At 38.7% G+C, this 19,315-nt stretch carries 11 protein-coding genes; all 11 read left to right on the top strand.

All coding sequences use genetic code 11. The features are described from left to right. Positions 1-11: 11 nt before the first annotated feature. Positions 12-1,343, top strand: a complete 1,332-nt coding sequence (locus ACOH2D_RS17305) for a glucoamylase family protein (protein WP_449536031.1) — start codon at positions 12-14, stop codon at positions 1,341-1,343. Between the two features lie 215 nt (positions 1,344-1,558). Beyond that, complete coding sequence (locus ACOH2D_RS17300) at positions 1,559-2,926, top strand: glucoamylase family protein (protein WP_348034913.1); 1,368 nt, start codon at positions 1,559-1,561, stop codon at positions 2,924-2,926. Positions 2,927-2,975: 49 nt separating this feature from the next. Beyond that, positions 2,976-3,779 (top strand): carboxylesterase family protein, encoded by an 804-nt coding sequence (locus ACOH2D_RS17295; RefSeq protein ID WP_449536030.1) that lies wholly within the window; start codon positions 2,976-2,978, stop codon positions 3,777-3,779. Beyond that, positions 3,779-6,088 carry a beta-glucosidase BglX gene (gene bglX, locus ACOH2D_RS17290; protein WP_348034911.1) on the top strand — a complete coding sequence of 770 codons (2,310 nt, stop codon included), beginning with the start codon at positions 3,779-3,781 and terminating at the stop codon, positions 6,086-6,088. The genes ACOH2D_RS17295 and bglX overlap by 1 nt, the downstream gene beginning before the upstream one ends. A 192-nt stretch (positions 6,089-6,280) precedes the next feature. Continuing rightward, entirely contained in the window at positions 6,281-7,171 is an 891-nt protein-coding gene (locus tag ACOH2D_RS17285; protein ID WP_348034910.1) for an alpha/beta hydrolase, read from the top strand. A gap of 303 nt (positions 7,172-7,474) precedes the next feature. After that, positions 7,475-10,279, top strand: a complete 2,805-nt coding sequence (locus ACOH2D_RS17280) for a helix-turn-helix and ligand-binding sensor domain-containing protein (RefSeq protein ID WP_449536029.1) — start codon at positions 7,475-7,477, stop codon at positions 10,277-10,279. A gap of 236 nt (positions 10,280-10,515) precedes the next feature. Further along, a complete protein-coding gene (locus tag ACOH2D_RS17275; RefSeq protein WP_449536028.1) occupies positions 10,516-13,662 on the top strand; it encodes a SusC/RagA family TonB-linked outer membrane protein in 3,147 nt (1,048 codons plus the stop codon). 18 nt (positions 13,663-13,680) lie between these two features. Beyond that, entirely contained in the window at positions 13,681-15,180 is a 1,500-nt protein-coding gene (locus ACOH2D_RS17270; RefSeq protein ID WP_449536027.1) for a RagB/SusD family nutrient uptake outer membrane protein, read from the top strand. A gap of 11 nt (positions 15,181-15,191) precedes the next feature. Continuing rightward, a complete protein-coding gene (locus ACOH2D_RS17265; RefSeq protein WP_449536026.1) occupies positions 15,192-16,775 on the top strand; it encodes a PKD domain-containing protein in 1,584 nt (527 codons plus the stop codon). An 18-nt stretch (positions 16,776-16,793) separates the two neighbouring features. Continuing rightward, complete coding sequence (locus tag ACOH2D_RS17260) at positions 16,794-18,437, top strand: glycoside hydrolase family 16 protein (RefSeq protein WP_449536025.1); 1,644 nt, start codon at positions 16,794-16,796, stop codon at positions 18,435-18,437. 2 nt (positions 18,438-18,439) lie between these two features. Further along, on the top strand, positions 18,440-19,315 hold an 876-nt coding region (locus tag ACOH2D_RS17255), incomplete at its 3' end, for a glycoside hydrolase family 3 protein (RefSeq protein WP_449536024.1).

Genomic DNA, 19,315 nt, shown 5'->3' with positions numbered 1-19,315 from the left:
TGACACTTTGGATTCCTTTTTTATTGCTTTTTTTAAGTTGCAATTCCAATGATAAAAAACAGGAAAATAAGATATCTGAAAGTAAGTCTACCGCAATAAATCCGGATGATCCTTTGTTGGACACCATTCAAAAACAAACCTTTAATTATTTTTGGGAAGGTGCTGAACCTCATTCTGGGCTGGCAAGGGAGCGTCTCCATATGGATGATGTCTATCCCACCAGTCCTAAAAACACGGTCACGACTGGTGGCTCGGGATTTGGAATGATGGCCCTTTTAGTGGGTATTAAAAGAGGTTATGTTACACGGGAAGAAGCCTTAAGCCGATTTGAAAAAATGGTAGACTTTCTTGAAAAAGCAGATCGTTTCCATGGTGCTTGGCCCCATTGGCTCAATGGCGAAACGGGAAAAGTGGTGCCATTTAGCAAGAAAGATACCGGTGGGGATTTGGTGGAGACCGCATTTTTGATTCAGGGGATGTTGACCGTAAAAGAATATTTTAAAAATGGTAATGCCCAAGAAAAACAGCTCGCCCATAAAATAGACCAACTTTGGAGAGGCGTAGAGTGGGATTGGTACACCAAAGGCGAAAATGTACTGTATTGGCATTGGTCGCCAACCGATAATTGGGATATGAATTTCCCAATTGGAGGCTATAATGAATGTTTAATCATGTATGTCCTTGCGGCTGCCTCGCCAACCCATCCTATTTCAAAAGAAGTTTATGATCAGGGCTGGGCTTTGAATGGTAAAATAATTTCTAAAGATTCTTTGTACGATATCCCTTTAGTATTAAATTATTATGAAAATGAAGATGCTGATATTGGGCCAATGTTTTGGGCACATTATTCCTATTTGGGATTAAACCCTAAAGGCTTGAAAGATCAGTATGCAGATTATTGGCAATTGGTGCAAAATCAAGCTAAAATCCATCATGCCTATGCCGTGGAAAATCCGAAAAACTTTAAGGGTTATGGCGATAGTTTATGGGGAATGTCGTCAAGTTATTCAGTAAATGGTTATGATGCCCACAGACCAGGAAATGATTTGGGCGTGATTACACCTACAGCAGCTTTAGCCTCATTTCCCTATACACCGAATGAAAGTATGAAAATGCTCCATTACTTATACACCGAACAAGATTCCTTGATTGGCAAGTATGGCCCTTATGATGCTTTTAGTCTGGAAGACAATTGGTTTGTGCCACGGTATTTGGCAATTGATCAAGGCCCAATTACAATTATGATTGAAAACTATCGATCCGGAATGCTTTGGAATTTGTTCATGCAAAATGAAGATGTCAAACGCGGATTGGATAAACTTGGTTTCACTTATGCGAATTAAATTAAAAGTTAAGAAAACAAAATGACAATAGCTTTATATCCAGCCATTTGTGTAATTATTTTCGAAGAATCATTTACAAATCTTGATTGAGCAAGACTCAGATATGAGATATGATTAGTGAGATTCGTGTCATAAATAATAGTGGTTAAAAAAGATATTTACCTTGACAGTATAGAATAAGATTCCCGCCTTCGCGGGAATGAAAAAAAATTTCGATGAAAAATATATATAGTCTACTTATTATAGCATTTGTAACTTTTACCTGTTCCAAAAGTTCCCCATCGGAGCCATTTGATCCAGATCCTGTTGATGATGGCACTATCGTCATCGCTCCGCTGACAGATGTGGAGATGATGGATTTGGTACAACGTGAAACCTTCAAATACTTTTGGGATTATGCACAGTCCGATTCAAAAGCGGCAAGAGAACGTTATATTCCAAGCAATCCTTCTCAAGACCAAAATGTGGTCACGACAGGTGGAACAGGTTTTGGCCTCATGACGATTTTGGTGGGCATTGAAAGAGGATATGTCTCCAAAGCTGAAGCGGTCGCCAAATTGCAAACCATACTGACCTTTTTAGAAAATGCGAATCGCTTTCACGGTGCCTGGCCACATTGGCTTAATGGTACGAACGGTAGCGTGATCCCATTTAGTAATCAGGATAATGGCGGCGACTTGGTAGAAACTTCTTTTTTGGTTCAAGGACTCATTTGTATCAAAGAGTATTTTAAAAACGGTTCGCCGACAGAAGTAGCATTGGCCAGCAAAGCAGATTTACTTTGGAAAGGTGTGGAATGGGATTGGTACACCCAAAATCAAAACGTGTTGTATTGGCATTGGAGTCCTAATCACGCTTTTGCGATGAATTTAAAAATCCAAGGTTATAATGAGAGCTTGGTAACTTATGTTTTGGCCGCTGCTTCTCCAGATCATTCCATTTCTGCCGATGTTTATAATGAAGGTTGGGCGGGCAATGGCAATATTGAGTCTTCAAATGTACAATACGGTTTGCCGCTGATCTTAAATCATGCAGGATCACCTCAATTTGGAGGGCCTATGTTTTTTAGCCATTATTCATTTCTGGGACTAAATCCAAACAATTTGGTAGACCAATATGCCCATTACAAAGATGTAGTAACCAATCATGCTAATATTAATTACGATTACTGTGTTCAAAACCCCAAAGGTTTTAAAGATTATGGAAAGGATTGTTGGGGTCTGACCGCAAGTTATTCCAGAAACACCGACGGGTCATTAGGTTATTCGGCTCATAGTCCTGTGAATGATAAAGGGGTCATTTCGCCTACAGCTGCTATAAGTTCAATTGCTTTTACGCCTGCTGAATCGCTGCGCGCCCTGCATTATTTTTATCAGAAGAAAGATAAATTATGGGGAAAGGCAGGGTTTTATGATGCCTTCAGTCCGGAATATAATTTTTGGGTCGCTGAAGCTTATTTGGCCATCGATCAAGGTCCTCAAATTATTATGATTGAAAATTACCGTACGGGCTTATTGTGGAATTTGTTCATGCAGAATGAAGATGTTCGCAACGGTCTTGATAAACTTGGATTTACCTATTAATAGTAAAGGTATTCAGCAATTTTTATCTGAAGCCTAAAATTTAAACAACATGAGATTACACTTTAAAAATATAAGAGGCTTGATTGTAACGCTCTTCTTGATGAGTGCCTTAAAATTATCGGCGCAACATCAAGAGGCGTTTGTTCAAGAACAATTCATTTCTGGCAAGGATACTTTAAACTACCGCGTCATGAGGCCTAAAAGCCTGGAATCCTCCAAAAAATATCCTCTGGTGGTATTCCTTCATGGTGCTGGAGAAAGAGGGAGCGACAACACAAAACAATTGGCTCATGGCAGCGAATTATTCTATAAAATAAGAGATTCTTTTCCTGCTATTGTCATCTTTCCCCAATGTCCCGAAAATGATTATTGGTCAAATGTTACGGTGGACAGAAGCACCATGCCACTGTCGTTAAAGTTTCCGTCAGATAGTGCACCCACAAAATCCATGACTTTAGTGATGCAATTAGTGGAGAAAATGTTAGCCAAACCTAATGTTGATAAAAATCAGATTTATGTTGGCGGACTCTCTATGGGCGGGATGGGAACTTTTGAAATCCTTTTCAGAAAACCTGATGTTTTTGCTGCTGCATTCGCCATCTGTGGTGCAGGAAACCCTGAAACTACAGAATTTTATGCCAAAACTGTTCCTATGTGGATTTTCCATGGAGCCAATGATGATGTGGTTGACCCGCAACAATCCGTGGCTATGGTTTCCGGTATTTTAAAATATGGAGGAAAGCCCAGTTTTTCTCTTTACGCCCAAGACAATCATAATAGTTGGGATTCGGCATTTGCGGAGCCTCAATTAATTTCTTGGTTATTTTCTAATTCTAAATTAAATTCTAAATAATGAAATTACCATCTATCAACGCCGTTCTTTTTAGCACACTTACATTCTGTTTGCTGTCCTGCAATTCCTATCAGGCACAAACCCAAGTCAAACCGCAAAAATCGATTGAACAGAAAGTAGATTCAATCCTTAAACTAATGACCTTGGATGAAAAACTGGGTCAGCTCAACTTGCCTTCAGCAGGCGATATCACAACAGGTCAAGCCACGAGCTCCGATATCGGCAAAAAAATTGAAGAAGGAAAAGTAGGTGGGCTTTTCAACATTAAAACCGTTGAAAAAATCAAAGACGTGCAAAAAGTGGCTATGGAAAAGAGCCGATTGAAAATTCCGTTGTTATTCGGGATGGATGTCATCCATGGTTACGAAACCACCTTTCCAATTCCTTTGGGCTTATCGAGTTCTTGGGATATGGCAATGATTGAGAAAACAGCTCGTATTGCCGCTATTGAGGCTAGTGCAGATGGCATCAACTGGACGTTTTCGCCTATGGTCGATATCTCGCGAGATGCCCGATGGGGACGTGTTTCAGAAGGTTCTGGCGAAGATGCGTACTTGGGAAGCCAGATTGCGATAGCGATGGTAAAAGGTTATCAAGGCACCGACTTGGCCAATAATAAAACAATTTTGGCCTGTGTGAAGCATTTTGCATTGTATGGCGCTCCCGAAGCCGGACGTGATTATAATACGGTCGATATGAGCCGTATCGCCATGTATAATGATTATTTACCGCCCTATAAAGCTGCAATTGATGCCGGTGTTGGTTCCGTAATGGCGTCTTTTAATGAAATTGATGGGATTCCTGCGACGGGCAACAAATGGTTGATGACCGATTTGCTGCGCACCGATTGGGGTTTTGATGGCTTTGTGGTCACCGATTATACAGGCATCAATGAAATGGTAGATCATGGGATGGGTGATTTACAAGCGGTTTCGGCCATGGCGCTGAATGCCGGTATCGATATGGATATGGTTGGCGAAGGTTTGTTAACCACCTTGAAAAAATCATATGAGGAAGGCAAAGTGTCGATGGAAACGATTGATAGAGCCGTGAAGCGCATTCTAACTGCAAAATACGATTTAGGCTTGTTCGATGATCCCTATAAATATGGTGATGTCCAAAGAGCCAAAACGGAAATTTTCACTAAAGAACATCGCGACTTCGCCAGAAAAGTATCGGCGGAATCGATGGTGTTGCTAAAAAATGACCAACAAACCTTGCCCTTAAAAAAATCAGGAACCATTGCGCTTATCGGACCTTTGGCCAACAATGCCGTAAATATGGCGGGTACTTGGAGTGTGGCCACCAAACAGGAAAAATCCAATCCGTTGTTAGAAGGTTTGAAAACTGTGGTAGGGAATAAGGCTAAGATTTTATATGCCAAAGGCAGTAATTTGGATGCGAATTTAGAATACGAACAACGGGTAACCATGTTTGGAAAAGACATTCCACGTGATGGACGTAAAGATCAACAAATGTTGGAGGAAGCATTGGAGATTGCTTCCAAATCGGATGTGATTATTGCTGCTTTAGGAGAGTCGGCTGAAATGAGTGGCGAAAGCAGTAGCCGAACCAATCTTGATATTCCGCAAATACAAAAGGATTTATTGCAAGCCCTTTTAAAAACAGGAAAACCTGTGGTTTTGGTCATGTTTACGGGACGACCATTGACCATTCAAGAAGAGGTGGAGACTGTTCCTGCTATTTTGAATGTCTGGTTTCCTGGCAGTGAAGCAGGTTTAGCCATTTCTGATGTTCTTTTTGGCGATGTCAATCCTTCAGGAAAGTTAACCGCGACGTTTCCGCGTAATGTTGGACAAATCCCCATTTATTACAATCACAAAAACACAGGGCGTCCTTTGAATAATAAAGAGGGCACTTTTGAGAAATTCCGAAGCAATTATTTAGATGTTCGCAATGAACCTTTATTTCCTTTCGGATATGGATTGAGCTATACCACGTTCGATTATTCCAACTTAAAACTGAGCAACAATCAAATGGCTATGGACGGGACTATAGAGGTCTCAGTAAGCGTAACAAATTCTGGGAATTATGATGGAAAGGAAGTGATTCAGTTATACCTCAGGGATGTGGTAGGATCCGTAACACGTCCAGTTCGAGAATTAAAAGGTTTCCAAAAAGTTGAGATCAAAAAAGGGGAGACCAAAATAGTGACTTTCAAACTGACCGTGGAAGATTTGAAATTCTATAATTATAACTTGGATTTTGTGGCCGAACCTGGAGATTTTGAGGTGTTTGTGGGGACCAATTCGGATGCTACTTTAAAAGCTGAATTTGAGTTGAAATAATAATTTAAAAAAACCTTTCAGGTTTTAAAAACCTGAAAGGTTTATCTCTAAGCATTCGATAAAAAGTAAGAAATTTCAAGTCTTTATTAACAGAACAATGGTTTGTTTTTAAACACAGATAAAAAATTACAGAAATCTAGCTCGAATTGCATAGAAGTCCACTATTTTCGTGCCATTAAGACACAGATTCTAATGAGGAAATATATTTTTTACAGCTTTTTACTTTTCGTAACGACCGTCTATTCACAAGTAGAAGTCACCACTTATACTTATGCGATTAAAGGAATGGACACCTTGCAGATGGACGTTTATGCACCAAAAAAAATCAAGAAGACTGATTCTCTTCCAGTGATGTTATGGATGCATGGCGGCGGATTCGTTGGAGGGAATAGAAATTATCCGAGTGAAGTGAAATTGGCGCAACTTGCGGCGGAGAAAGGTTATTTAGGTGTCTCCATTTCGTATCGACTGACGCGCAAGGGCCAATTGACGGGTTTTGGTTGTGATGCTCCAAAAGCCGAAAAACTATCGACATTTAAAAGTGCAGCCCTTGATTTTATGGATGCGGCCAAATTTATTTTTGACAATAAGGCGCTGTTAGGTGCTGATGTGACTAAAATTATCGCAGGAGGAAGTAGTGCTGGCGCCGAAGGGATGCTCAATGCGGTTTATATGCGTGAATATTTTATAGAAGACTTAAAAAAATATGAACAGGTCAAATTTGCTGGCGTTTTTTCGCTAGCGGGAGCCATGGTTAATGCCGATTATGTTACACCTGCCAATGCAGTACCATCTGTGTTTTTTCATGGTACAGCGGATAACTTAGTTCCCTTTGCCAGTGCAGCACATCATAAGTGTAAACCAGAGAAAAAAGGCTATCTGATTTTAGATGGATCATCCGTCATTGTGGATAAATTGTCGGCCTTGGAAATGCCCTTTTATTTCCATAAAGTGATTGGCGGAAAGCACGAGCTGTCTTCCATTCCGTTTGATCAATTGGATGAAGTTTTTAACTTTTTTAACCAAACTCTTTATAGAAGAGAGGTTGTACAAACTGTAAAAATAATTAGGAAAACCTCATAGAGTGGCCTTCTTTAGTGTTGCTGCTATGTATATTTTCATCTTTCCAAACTAAAATCCATCTTGTAAATCCTTGCGTTTTGACGTTTATCTGTATGCTCTATGGTAAAAAAACATACAGTATACTCTCACTTAAAAGAGCAAGATTCTGATGCTCATATCTTAAGGAAATCTGCGGTAATTTGAAAAACTAACAACCAAGTATTCCTTCGCCAATCAAATTTTAATAGGGTTCAAAGATTTTTGAATTATGAAATTTGGAAATTCATCGAATCATTGTATATATTGTACAGGTAATTCGTGATTGTGAGGCTTAAAATCCGTATTTTAAATATTCTCCTATGTATCTCCACTTGGTTAAATGCCCAGGAGTTGCCACCAATTACTACATTTCAACCCATAGAATACGGTGCAGAAAACCAAAACTGGAGCATCTCTCAATCCAATGACCATTATATTTATGTCGCCAATAGTAAAGGTCTGTTAGAATTTAACGGCGCCAATTGGCAACTTTATCCTTCGCCTAACGAGTCGATTGTGCGTTCAGTCAAGGTTGTTGATGATCTTATTTATACAGGCTGTTATATGGACTTTGGCTATTGGAAGAAAAATAGCTTAGGAAGTTTGGATTATACTTCGATTTCTGACCAATTGAACATTCCACTTATTGAAGATGAGCAGTTCTGGAATATCGTCGCTATGGACCATTATGTGCTTTTTCAATCGCTCAATAGGATCTATATTTATGATGCCAGTGATGCTTCATATAGAACCATTAACACCCACAATAACATCACAAAAATGTTCAAAGTTGATGATACGGTGTATTATCAAAGTTTAGAAGATGGCATTTATAAAATAGAAAGCGGACAAGCCCAATTGATCATTGATGATGTTGTTTTGAAAACCAATGCCATTGTCAACATGTTCAATCAAGCAGGAGCTCTTTTGATACAAACGCAAGAGCAAGGTTTCTATATTTGGAAGGATGGAAAACTTACCAAATGGAAGTTGACGTCAATGCCTGTGATTGATGCCTTAAACGTCTATAGTAGTATTCAACTGAAAAATGGAGGTTTCATGTTAGGAACGATTTCTAATGGGATCGTCTATTTAAGTGCCTCTGGCGATTTTATTTATAAAATGGACCAAACCGATGGCCTTTCTAATAATACAATATTATCATTATTTGAAGATCATAATAACAATATCTGGCTGGCGCTTGACAATGGGATTAACTGCATCAATATGACCTCGGCATTAAGCATTTATAATGACGAAAATGGCGATTTGGGAACGGTTTACACCTCTGCACTTTTTGACGGTAATATGTATTTGGGTACTAATCAAGGTCTTTTCTATAAACCGATAGCTTCTAAACAACGTTTTAAGTTTATTGAAGGCACCAAAGGACAGGTTTGGTGTTTGAAAATTATTGGTGAGACTCTTTTTTGTGGCCATAATTTGGGAACTTTTGAGGTGGAAAATAATCGTGTGCAAATGATTGCGTCAACTCCCGGAACCTGGGATTTACAATCTTTTCCCGATAATCAAAACCTTATCATTCAGGGGAATTACAATGGCCTGAATATATTGCAGAAGCAAAATGGAAAGTGGTCATTTAGGAATAAACTGGAAGGGTTTGATATTTCTTCTCGTTATTTTGCCGTTGTGGACGCTCTCAAAGTTCTTGTCAATCATGAATATAAAGGCGTGTTTGAAATTGCTGTTAATAGTTCTTGGACTAAAGTTCTATCTTTTAAGAAGGATCCGACCGTTGGGAAGGGTGCAGGGTCGAGTTTAGTGACCTATTTAGATCAAATTTTATATGCTTATGAAGAGGGTGTTTTTGTTTATGACAGGCAAAACCATCGTTTTAAAAAGGACAGTATTTTGAGCAGTATCTTTCCTAAAGGGGAATACACTTCGGGCAAATTAATCGCTGATGTACAACATGATAAACTATGGAGTTTTTCTAACAAGAATATTACCTATGTTTCGCCTGGAAAGTTTAGTGAACGACCTATAATTACTAAAATTCCACTTCCAAAATCCTTAAGAAAGGAAATGGTAGGCTATGAAACCATAGCTTATTTAGCCAATGATACCTATCTATTTGGCACCTCTTCGGGCTATATGCTCATTGATCTCAATAAGATCGATTTGAAGTCTTATAATGTTTCTATTAATTCCATAACCAATTATGCTATTAACGGCGAAGCATTTCATGTGGTGCTGGATGAAGCGTCAATCTTTAATAACGAACAAAATAATATCCAATTCAATTATAGTGTCGCTGAGTACAATAAGTATTTGGAGTCAGAATACCAATACAAGCTTATTGGCTATTATGACGTTTGGAGTCCGTGGTCGACAGAGCCTTCAGTGTTGTTTAAAAACTTACCTCATGGAAAATACACCTTTAAGGTACGTTCAAAAGTGGGCAATAATTTGTCAAATGCCGAGGCCGTCTATCAATTTGAAATAAAGAAACCTTGGTACCTTTCAACAGTGATGATCGTGTTATATGTGATTCTCTTTATCAGTTTGGGGATTATTGTGCATTATATCTACAAACGTTATTACAGAAAGCAAAAGGAAAAACTATTGCTACAGAACAAGAAGGATTTAGAATTAAAAGAATTGGAGAGTGAACAACAATTGATGCTGGTTCACAATGAAAAGCTGGAGCAGGACATCGAAAATAAAAACAGGGAATTGGCAATCTCTACCATGAGTTTGATCAAAAAGAATGAATTCTTGAACCAAATTAAAGAAGAATTAAAAGGTAAGGAAGATCAAAAGAGCGTGAAACCCGTTATCAAGATTATTGATAAACACATCAACACGACGGATGATTGGAAGTTTTTTCAGGAAGCCTTCAATAATGCCGACAAAGATTTTTTGAAAAAGGTAAAAGCCAAACATCCAAAACTTACGCCAGACGATCTTAAATTATGCGCATATCTACGCCTAAATCTTTCTTCTAAGGAAATTGCACCACTGTTAAACATTTCCCCGAGAAGTGTGGAGGTCAAAAGGTACCGTTTGCGAAAAAAAATGGATTTAACCCATGAAACGAGCTTAACAAATTATATCCTGGAACTGTAAAGCCACAACACCTCTATTTTTTACCCATACATTACCACAACAAATCATTTTTATAGACTACTATTTCGATTTAGTGGCGGACTTGTTATGACATCGGTAATCGCAGTCAAATATGACAAATCATAAATTTATCTTAAAAAAATTAATAAATTTCTGAAGTGTATGCTCATTGTTGTGGTCATATTTGACTTTTTGATAGTTGATTTAATTAAGTTTATCATATAAAGTCTTAAACTATGATAACAAAATTTCTCTCATTTTTAATTCTCCTTTCTACAGCCTTAACATTTGGTCAAACAATTAATGTTAAAGGGAATGTAAAGGATTTAGCAAGTGGCCAACCTCTTATTGGAGTCAATGTCATTGTTAAGAATACCTCAAAAGGTGTTTCGACAGATTTTGATGGTAACTTCAATATGGATGCTGTTGGCATTAATTCAATTTTAGTGTTCTCTTATGTAGGGTATCAAAATCAAGAAGTAAAGGTTTTGAATGATCAACCTATGACCATTTTGTTAAGAGAAGACGCAGAAGCCCTGGATGAAATTGTAGTCATTGGCTACGGTACGCAAAAAGTTACAGATGTTTCTGGTGCCATTTCAACTGTAAAATCCGAAACTATTGAAAACTTAAAACCGTTAAGAGTTGAAGAGGCTCTTCAAGGTAATGCCTCAGGTGTTGCGGTTATTCAAAGTGGATCACCAGGAAGTAAACCAACGGTATTAGTGCGAGGTATTCCTTCGTTTACGGGTACAGACCCTGTCGTTATTATTGATGGTGTACCTCAGACCCTCTATGATTTAAACTCCATAAATTCTGCAGATATTCAATCCATAAACATTTTAAAAGATGCAGCTTCAACAGCCATTTATGGTGTAAAAGGTGGAAATGGTGTTATTGTGGTGACCACTAAAGGTGGTAGAAACAATGAGAAGACAGAATTTTCATTTAATGCTTATACAGGTTTCCAATCTGTGGATAGAAAAATCGGATTATTAAATGCTTCAGAATATGCTGCTATCATTAATGAAGGTAGTGTGGTGTCTGGAGGTAATTTAATCTTTCCGGATATTTCTGCTTTAGGAATCGGCACCGATTGGCAAGATGAAGTCTTTAAAGATGCCGAAATAAATTCGTACACTTTTTCTGCCAGAGGTGGTTCAGAAAAAGTAGGTTATTTTTTATCTACGGGCTATTTGAGTCAAGGAGGTATTGTTGGCGGTAGTGATAAATCTAATTTTAATAGATTGAACTTCACGGCGAACATTGATTTTCAGTTAACGTCTAAATTGAAGTTTATAGTTAATACAAGTTATGCAAACATTAAAAATCAAAGTATTGCAGAGAATTCCTTTAATTCCATCCTAGGCAACGCTATAAATTTTGACCCTACGGTGTCTCCATATAATAAAAATCCAAATGATTTTGCTACTTATGGATACAGTAACTTGTTATTGTCTGAAATATTTAATCCGGTTCAGAGCTTAAAGGACACCTATAACAAAAATAATGGGGATAAGCTTTATGGTAAATTTGAATTGCAATACGATATATTGGACAACCTTAAAGTTACCTCACGTTTGGGTTATACCAAATGGGATCAAGCCAGCAAAAGCTTTTCACCCTTAGCCTATTATGGACCTAATAATGTGTCCAGTGATTACAATTCAGATGGTACTGTTAAGACACAAGAGGTTGATAATGGCGATGGGACCACAAGCATCATTCCATCGTTTCATAACAGTGTTACTGAAAGGAAAGTCTCCAATTTCAACTATACATTTGAAACTTTTGCGAGTTATCATTTTACTTTAAAAGACAGCCATAATTTTGATGCAGTTTTAGGAATCTCCAGAAGTCAATCAACAGGTGATGAAATGGGGACTACAAGACAGGATGTTAGGGACAATTCGTGGGCTTGGGCAGATATAAGCTCAGCTACAGGGATCAATACTAAATTTAATACGGATGCCTATACCGGCTATAGCAGTCAGAATTTAGAAAGAAGAAACCTATCTTACTTTAGTCGAATAAATTACGATTATGAAAGTAAGTATTTAGCATCATTTTCTGCGCGACGCGATGGATCAATAGCTTTTGGTACAGATAATAAATTCGCAAACTTTTATGCCGGATCTTTAGGATGGGTAGTAACCAACGAAGACTTCTTTAATTATGATGCCATTAATTTCTTGAAATTAAGAGGGAGTTATGGTACCGTTGGAAACGAAAACGTAGATCCCCAGTATGTTAGCATTACTATTGGTGGACCAAGTTACAATTCAACAGCAAATAGCAATGGGTATACCTTCGGAACTGAATTTGTTTCTGGAGCAACTGTAAACTCATTCAGTAATCCATTCTTAAGTTGGGAAGAACAGACACAATACAATTTCGGTTTTGATGCCACTTTATTTGACAATTTATCTTTAACTGTTGATTATTTCAACAAATCTGTCAAAGGCTTATTGTTTACAGATGCACCTCCACTATATGCAGGTACTTCAGAGCCTGTAAAATCTAATATTGGAAGTACAGAAAGTAAAGGTATAGACTTAACTGTAGGGTACAGGAACAGTGTTGCTAGAGCATTAAAATTCAATACCTCATTCACCTTTACATCCTCAAAAAATTTAGTGACCGCAACAAATAAAGACGGTACGGCATTTATAGCCGGAGGCTCTTATTTTAATGGGCAAAGCCAATTGGCCACACGTTTCCAAAAGGGCTTTACACCGGGTTATTTTTACGGGTATAAAACGAACGGTTTATTTCAAAACCAAGCCGAAATTGATGCTCATGCGACACAAACAGGAGCGCAATTAGGAGATATTCGTTTTGTGGATACTAATAATGATGGCATTATTAACGATGAAGATAAAACGAAAATTGGCGATCCGTTTCCGAAATTTAATATTGGTTGGAATTTAGGGTTTGAATATAAAAACTTCGATTTTAACATGTTTACGTATGCCTCGGTAGGTAATGATATTTACCGCGCCTACGAACGTAATGCGCAGTTTACCAACAAAGACAGAAGCATTTTAAACAGATGGACTGGCGAAGGAACAACTAATAATGCTGCCCATCCACGATATACTTTTGCAGATACGAACAGTAATATCAGGGTCTCTGACCGCTATGTGGAAGATGGGAGTTTTATCAAAATTAAAAGTTTGATTTTAGGTTATACCATACCAGAAAGCTTAAATACAGGATTTAGTCAAGTACGCATATATGCCCAAGCTAAAAACCTATTGACACTTACTGAATATACAGGCTACGACCCTGAAATATCTGGAGGTATTTTAGATACAGGCATAGATAGAGGAGCTTATCCACAAGCAAGAACATTTTTAATTGGTTTAGACCTTAAATTTTAACAACTAAAATAAATTAGTATGAAAAATATAAAAATTAGTATAGGGTTAATCATCATACTTTCAATCTTTATGGGGTGTTCGGATGTGGTTGAGTTTGATCCACATGATGAGTACCAGGTCACCGAGTTGGATTATTTGCAATCAGAGGCCGATTATCAGGCCATGGCTGTGAGTTGTTATTCGCCAACACAATGGTTAAATCAAGTGATTGTTGTTGGAGACGTTTCTTCAGATAATTCTGTGGCAGGTGGCGAAAATGCTTCCGACGTAATCGCCTATCAACAAATGGATGATTATACCATTTTGACTAACAATAGCATATTACAGGATTTATGGGTATCTGCTTATGAAGGCGTCAATAGAACCAATTATTTAATAGGCTATAAAGATGTAAATCTTTTAGGAAACACGGTAAATTTTAATGGTAAAGAAGCATTGTATGGCGAGATTCATTTCTTAAGAGCTTTTTACTATTTCAATTTAGTTAAAATGTTTGGCGATGTTGTTTTGTTTACGGATCATAAATTAGGTCTTTCAGATTTTGGCACGTTACAGAGATCTCCAAAAGCTGAAGTGTATGCGCAAATGGAAAAAGATTTGATTCATGCCATTAGTGTTTTGCCAACGGCTCAATCACAAAAAGGACGAATTACAAAATATGCAGCTCAAGCCTTATTAGGAAAAGTGTATTTATATCAAGAGAAATTTAACGAAGCGGTCCCAGTACTTCAAAGTGTTGTAGATGGTCCGTTTAGTTTGGTGTCCAATTTCGATAGCATCTTTTTATTGGAAGGAGAAAATGGTCCAGAATCGGTGTACGAAGTTCAATATTCTAATGGCCAACCTTATTATAATTGGGGAGGTACTACCAGAGGTCAAGGTAATTTTGCCGTACAACAAAATGGTGTAAGAGGGTTCAATGGGACCGCAAATATGCCTTATAATTCAGGTTGGAGTACAAACTTACCTACTCAAGACTTGGCAGCAGCCTATGAAGATGGAGATCAAAGAAAGGATGCCACAACTTTTAATGTGGAAGCTTACGCTAAAAATAATCCGAGTTTAAATGTGACTTATCAAGAGGCACCTTTCAAAAACACAGGGTTCTATAATAAAAAGTATTTGCCAAGAAAAGGACAAACCAGTGGTCAACCAGAATTGAACTACGAAAACAACCAACGTACCATTCGTTATTCAGAAGTGTTGTTAATGGCAGCAGAAGCAAACTTAAGAGCATCTTCTCCAAATCAAGCGTTAGCACAAATCTATTTAGATCGCGTGCGTGATAGGGCGTTCGGTAATCAAAATCACAGGGTCACTGCAACCGTTCAGGCCATTTGGGACGAAAGGCGCTTAGAACTCGGTATGGAAGGCGATCGTTTTTTCGATTTAGTAAGAACAGGCCAGGCTGCTGGTGTATTAAGCAGTAAAGGTTATAATCCGGCAACAAAAGGACTTTTTCCAATTCCGCAGCGAGAAATAGATATTTCTGGGTTGACTCAAAATGATGGATACTAAAAAATAAAGAAATGAAAACAGTAAAATATATATGTAGTTTAAGTCTGATTTTGTTGACAATTTTCGGTTGCTCACAGGATGATGTCAATACAGATTTTGTTAACAATATTGACCCGCCATCGAACGTCTCAGCTTCAGTGACTGTAAGCCAGGATAACACTGGAGCAGTCACCATTACACCAATAGGTGAAGGCGCGGTTAGTTTTAGCGTGGCATTTGGAGATAATTCAGAGCCTTCTGGAGTGATGCCAGCTGGAAAAAGTTTGCAACATACTTATGAAGAAGGTACCTACACGGCAACAATTACGGCCAATGGATTAAACGGGCTTAAAACGGTCGTTAGCCAACTTATAGTGGTTTCTTTTAAGGCACCTCAAAATTTAATGGTGACCATCGCAAATGATGGTGCTATTTCAAAAACTGTCAATGTTACGGCTTCTGCAGATTTCGCCTTGAGCTATAGCGTCAATTTTGGTGATGGCAGTGATCCGGTGATGTCGAATAATAATGAAACTACAACGCACACCTATCAAGAGGCTGGCACCTATACGATAACCGTTACAGCATTCAGCGCGGCTATTGAAACGGCTTCATATACAGAAGAGTTTGAAGTCATCGAAATCCTGCAACCTCTACAGGCAGCACCAAAGCAGCCCAATAGAGCAGCAGCTGATGTCATTTCAATATTCAGTGATGTCTATGATAATATTGTGGGAACAGATTTTTATCCGAATTGGGGTCAATCAACAACCTACCATCAAATGGACATCAATGGCGATCATATTATTCAATACGGAAATTTAAATTATCAAGGGATTCAGTTTGGCGCTTCCGCAGATGCATCTGAGATGGAGTTTTTACATGTCGATGTTTGGACGGCAGATGAGAATTTGGCTTTTGATATTTTTCCAATAAGTATCACCACTGGCGAAAAATTCGTTAAGAAGAATCTTGTGGCAGGACAATGGAATAGTTACGACATTCCGCTGTCTGAGTTTACAAGTCAAGGACTTTCCATGAGTGACATTCACCAATTCAAACTTGTTGGAACTCCTGGTGGAGGAACTATATTTATTGACAACCTCTATTTTTATAAGAAGTCTTCAGTTCCAACAGCACCTGATGCAGCGGCACCAACACCAACTTTAGCGGCTGCCAATGTGATTTCAATTTATAGTGATGCTTATACCAATGTTGGCATTAGCGAGCTGAACCCTAATTGGTCTCAAACAACTAAATTGACTGAAGTAACCATTGATGGTAATGCGACATGGAAATACGAATTGTTAAACTATACAGGCATCGTAACCAGTTATGACGCCCCAACAAATGTATCTGCTATGACGTATGTACATTTTGACTATTGGACTCCAGATGCCTCATCATTGGGACTAAAATTGGTGAATACCAGTCATGGTGATGGCGACCCTTTAAAAGAAGATATAGAACACTTATCAACTGTCGTCATAGGAAAATGGGTGAGTGTAGAAATACCTTTATCAGATTTTACAACAGATCGTTCGGGAATTACGCAATTGCTCTTTGAGTCATCAGGCGCAACCGTTTATATAGACAATCTTTATTTTCATAATTAGAAATAAAAAAATAGAAGTATGAAAAATCTAAAATATTTATATGTCTTTCTGATGACTACCGCCGCAATGATGGTGGGGTGTCAAGATGACGATATTAGTATAGGAGCTATTACAGCGCCGACAAATCTGGAAGTAGTTTCGGAGATTGTTGGTGTAGATAGTGAGAATCCTTTTGGTGATGGGACCGGAGTGGTTAAATTTATGGCTAAGGCTGATAATGCCTTAACCTATAAATTTGTGACTCCAGGCAGTCAGCAAATATCACAAACTGGGATAGCCTCAATTCCATTTACAAGTGCAAATTCTGGAGTATTTACTTATGAAGTTGCAGTAGTTGCCTATGGAACTGGCGGCATATCTACATCAACCGCCATTCAAGTAGAGGTGTTTGTGGACTATTCACCTCCAGCGGACTTGTTGCAACTTTTGTATGGCGATGGCAGTAAAACTTGGCGCATCAAATCAGAACAAGCAGGTCACTTTGGACTTGGTCCTGTTGGTGGAAATATTCCAGTCGAATGGTATGGCGCTGGACCAGAAGAAAAAGCTGGCTTAGGCATGTACGACGATCGTTATATTTTTAATAGTGATGGCACTTTTACCCACATTACCAATAACACGAATGACGATCCTGTTACTGATACAAGCGGTACCGTCTTTGGTCGTAAAAATTTGATAGACGAGCTAAATGGTCCTGGTGGTGGCACAGTAAATGGAGATGATGTCTCCAACTATCCTTACAGCGATTATACTCAAAACTGGCAAATCAGTGCGCCAGGTGGATCAGAAACTATTACCCTATCTGGGATTGGATTTATCGGGTATTATACCGGCGGTAATCACCAATACAGAATATTTGATAGATCTGTCCCAAATGAACTGATTTTGACCACGGCAGATGGAAATGGCAATTTTAATTGGTGGTTTATCATTACCTCAGAAGAACCTAAGCAGGACGAAGCGTTCACTACAATCTATAATGATTTGATATGGGAAGACACTTTTGATGTAGATGGTGCACCAGATCCTTTAAAGTGGACTTATGATCTTGGCAAAGGCGATAATGGTTGGGGCAATAGCGAATCGCAAACCTACACTAAGAGTCCTGATAATGTCAAGATTGAAGATGGTATTTTAAAAATCACCGCTAAGGCTGAAAATGGAGGATACATTTCTTCAAGAATAAAAACGGATGGCATATTTGCATTTACCTACGGTAGAGTAGAAGTCAGGGCGAAGCTTCCTTCTGGAGGAGGTACTTGGCCAGCCATTTGGATGTTAGGACAAAATTACACCACGGTCTCATGGCCTACTTGTGGCGAAATTGATATCATGGAGCATGTCGGGAATGACCAAAACACCATTCATTCTACCTTACATTATCCTGGGAATTCCGGTGGTAACGGCGTTGGAAAACGTACAACTGTTCCTACCGCATCAACTGAATTCCATAACTACAGTGTAGAATGGACGCCAGATTTCATTACATTTTTAGTTGACAATCAAGTGTATCATAAGTTTCCAAATACCGCTGACACACCATTCAATGCAGATTTCTTTTTGATTCTGAATGTGGCAATGGGCGGAAATTTTGGTGGAGCAATCGATCCTAATTTTACGGCATCGACATTAGAAATTGATTATGTAAAAGTATACCAATAAAAATGAAGAACTTTTTAATTATAATGATTAGTAGCAGTCTGCTGACAGTGTTGGTTTCTTTTGGAGAAGCCAACGCTAACAGTAGCGACCAGAACACAGTTTTCACTAAGGAAGTAGATTCTATTGCGTTGAAAGTGAATGCGCTTTTGGCGAAAATGACCTTGGAAGAAAAGATTGGACAAATGAACCAGTACAACGGCTTTTGGGACGTTACAGGTCCTGCGCCAGCTCATGGCGATGCCGCCAATAAGTACGAACATCTCAAAAAAGGTTGGGTAGGTTCCATGCTCAATGTAAGAGGGGTTAAGGAAGTTAGACAGGTGCAAAAAATAGCGGTTGAAGAAACGCGTTTGGGCATTCCGCTGATTATAGGTTTTGATGTCATTCATGGTTATAAAACCATCAGCCCCATTCCGTTGGCAGAAGCTGCTAGTTGGGATTTGGAAGCGATAAAGCTATCCGCGCGAGTTGCAGCAGAAGAAGCCTCAGCATCAGGGATCAACTGGACTTTTGCACCCATGGTCGATATTTCACGAGATGCCCGTTGGGGACGTGTTATGGAAGGCGCAGGAGAAGATCCGTATTTGGCTTCGTTGATTGCTAAAGCGCGTGTGGAAGGCTTTCAAGGAGACGATTTGTCTTTGGCGAATACCATTGCAGCCTGCGCAAAACATTTTGTCGGCTACGGTTTTGCTGAAGCTGGAAGAGATTACAATACGGTAGATGTTGGAACCTCGACTTTGTACAATGTATTGTTGCCACCATTTAAGGCAGCTCAAGATGCCGGCGTCAGAACCTTTATGAATGCATTCAATGAACTCAATGGTATTCCGGCAACCGGAAGTGCTTTTTTACAACGGGACATTTTAAAGGGCGAT

The organism is Gelidibacter sp., assembly GCF_053579655.1.
This window is presented reverse-complemented; position numbering and strand designations above follow the sequence as displayed.

What these genes read in the sequence shown, in the direction of transcription:
- ACOH2D_RS17300 (WP_348034913.1), top strand. Translation starts at nt 1,559, where the DNA reads ATGAAAAATATATATAGTCTACTTATTATAGCATTTGTAACTTTTACC.
- ACOH2D_RS17295 (WP_449536030.1), top strand. Translation starts at nt 2,976, where the DNA reads ATGAGATTACACTTTAAAAATATAAGAGGCTTGATTGTAACGCTCTTC.
- bglX (WP_348034911.1), top strand. Translation starts at nt 3,779, where the DNA reads ATGAAATTACCATCTATCAACGCCGTTCTTTTTAGCACACTTACATTC.
- ACOH2D_RS17285 (WP_348034910.1), top strand. Translation starts at nt 6,281, where the DNA reads ATGAGGAAATATATTTTTTACAGCTTTTTACTTTTCGTAACGACCGTC.
- ACOH2D_RS17275 (WP_449536028.1), top strand. Translation starts at nt 10,516, where the DNA reads ATGATAACAAAATTTCTCTCATTTTTAATTCTCCTTTCTACAGCCTTA.
- ACOH2D_RS17270 (WP_449536027.1), top strand. Translation starts at nt 13,681, where the DNA reads ATGAAAAATATAAAAATTAGTATAGGGTTAATCATCATACTTTCAATC.
- ACOH2D_RS17265 (WP_449536026.1), top strand. Translation starts at nt 15,192, where the DNA reads ATGAAAACAGTAAAATATATATGTAGTTTAAGTCTGATTTTGTTGACA.
- ACOH2D_RS17260 (WP_449536025.1), top strand. Translation starts at nt 16,794, where the DNA reads ATGAAAAATCTAAAATATTTATATGTCTTTCTGATGACTACCGCCGCA.